Origin of the sequence: Marinobacter sp. (assembly GCF_041686475.1) — a bacterium.
GTDB lineage: Bacteria > Pseudomonadota > Gammaproteobacteria > Pseudomonadales > Oleiphilaceae > Marinobacter.
This window is the reverse complement of the sequence record NZ_JAWLDU010000102.1, coordinates 1-1,629: the sequence shown is the minus strand read 5'-3', so window position 1 is coordinate 1,629 and position 1,629 is coordinate 1. Positions and strand designations below refer to the sequence as shown.

Genomic DNA, 1,629 nt, shown 5'->3' with positions numbered 1-1,629 from the left:
CTGGCCGGATATTCCGAATGTTTGAAGCATTTTTCAGTACCTACATCAGCAGCACGATCCGTTTCCTGTTTCTGCTGGCGCCGTTTTTCGTGGTAACCATGTTCCTGGCACTGACCCGGGGGCTGCCGGCGGCGGAAAAGAGCTCCATTATCCGCCGCTCCACCGTCTCGGCGCTGATTCTGGGGCTGATACTGTTCTTTGCCGGCCCGCTGCTGTTCAGTGCCATTGGTATTACCCTGAACTCGTTCCGGATAGGCGCCGGCAGCCTGCTGTTCCTGACGGCCATCAGCCTGGTTACCAGTGGTACCCGCAACCACGCCACCGGGCTGCCGGAGGAGGACCGTGATGACATCGCCGTGGTGCCATTGGCCATACCGGTGATGATCGGCCCTGCCACCATTGGTGCTATTCTGGTCTACGGTGCCGAACTGAGCAGCGTATCGGAGGTGCTCGGTGGCCTGTTGGGGCTGGTCTCGGGCCTGGCCATACTGGGCGTGCTGCTGCACCTGTCCGGTTACCTTGAGAAAGTTCTGGGCACGACCGGGCTGAACATACTGTCCAAGATCAGCGGTCTGATACTGTCCGCGATGGCGGCGGAAATCGTGTTGACGGGGATTGCCGGCTTCATGGCCTCTGTTTAATGAATTTCGGAGATGATCGAAGCTGATGTCAGTAACAACCGTTGAACACAACCGCAAGCGCCAGAACTTTAAGGGACTGTCGTCGGTATGGCTGTTCGGTTACGGTTCGCTGATCTACAAGGTGGATTTCCCGTTTCTTGAGCAGCGCCCGGCAACCATTGAGGGTTGGGCGCGTCGGTTCTGGCAGGGCTCCCATGATCATCGCGGCACTCCGGAAGCTCCAGGCCGGGTAGTCACCCTGATTGAACAGCCGGGCGCCACCTGCAAGGGCATGGCCTACCGGGTATCGCCGGAAGTGTTCCAGCATCTGGACGTGCGCGAGAAAAACGGTTACCTGCGCTTCAGGACTCCCATGGTGTTCGACGATGGCGGCAGCGAAGAGGGCCTTGTTTACATTGCTACCGAAGACAATGCCGCTTTCCTGGGGCCCGCGCCTTCATCTGATATTGCCCGCCAGATTGCGTGTTCTTCGGGCCCAAGTGGTCCCAACAGCGAATATCTTCTGAAACTGGCAGAGGCTCTGAGGGCACTGGGCGATCATGATCCCCATGTGTTTGAACTGGAATCCCACCTGCTTTGAAACTCGCCGTAAAGCCACCCCTGCGCGCTATGCGGTGTGAGCCTTTCCCGGAACAGGAAGACAGACAGCACCATGACCAGGATGGGGGCGCCGGGTTCCATCAGTTTGATGAATACGTCGCTGATCAATGCCATGGCGTTGCCGATCACCAGCAGAAGGATTGCGCTGTTTACGGTTTTGCCTGACATGGGAACTCCTATTTCTGGTTTTGCTCGAAATTTGGGAGTTTGAGCCAGCGAAACAACTCTTCCCGGTGACTCCCGTACTCCAGTGATAACTCTCAGTTGGGTGCATTCGCCGAGGGGGCAGATCTCTCCAAAACGCGCTCCTTCGGCACATCCATGTGACGCTCGGGCTCCGCCATCCATGGCTCCGAACGGTTTTGGAGAGATTTACCCCCTCGGCTCC

General features: G+C 57.8%; 3 protein-coding genes. All 3 read left to right on the top strand.

Annotated features, from left to right (window positions below):
• Positions 1-17: 17 nt before the first annotated feature.
• From ACESMB_RS14420 to ACESMB_RS14410, 3 genes are read left to right on the top strand one after another with little or no spacing between them, the layout of a single operon-like run.
• Positions 18-641 carry a MarC family protein gene (locus ACESMB_RS14420; protein WP_372971927.1) on the top strand — a complete coding sequence of 208 codons (624 nt, stop codon included), beginning with the start codon at positions 18-20 and terminating at the stop codon, positions 639-641.
• A 25-nt stretch (positions 642-666) separates the two neighbouring features.
• Positions 667-1,221: a gamma-glutamylcyclotransferase gene (locus ACESMB_RS14415; RefSeq protein WP_372971923.1), complete on the top strand. Its 555-nt coding sequence runs from the start codon at positions 667-669 to the stop codon at positions 1,219-1,221.
• Complete coding sequence (locus tag ACESMB_RS14410; protein ID WP_372971928.1) at positions 1,218-1,406, top strand: hypothetical protein; 189 nt, start codon at positions 1,218-1,220, stop codon at positions 1,404-1,406. Before ACESMB_RS14415 ends, ACESMB_RS14410 begins: the two co-directional genes overlap by 4 nt.
• Positions 1,407-1,629: the final 223 nt, after the last annotated feature.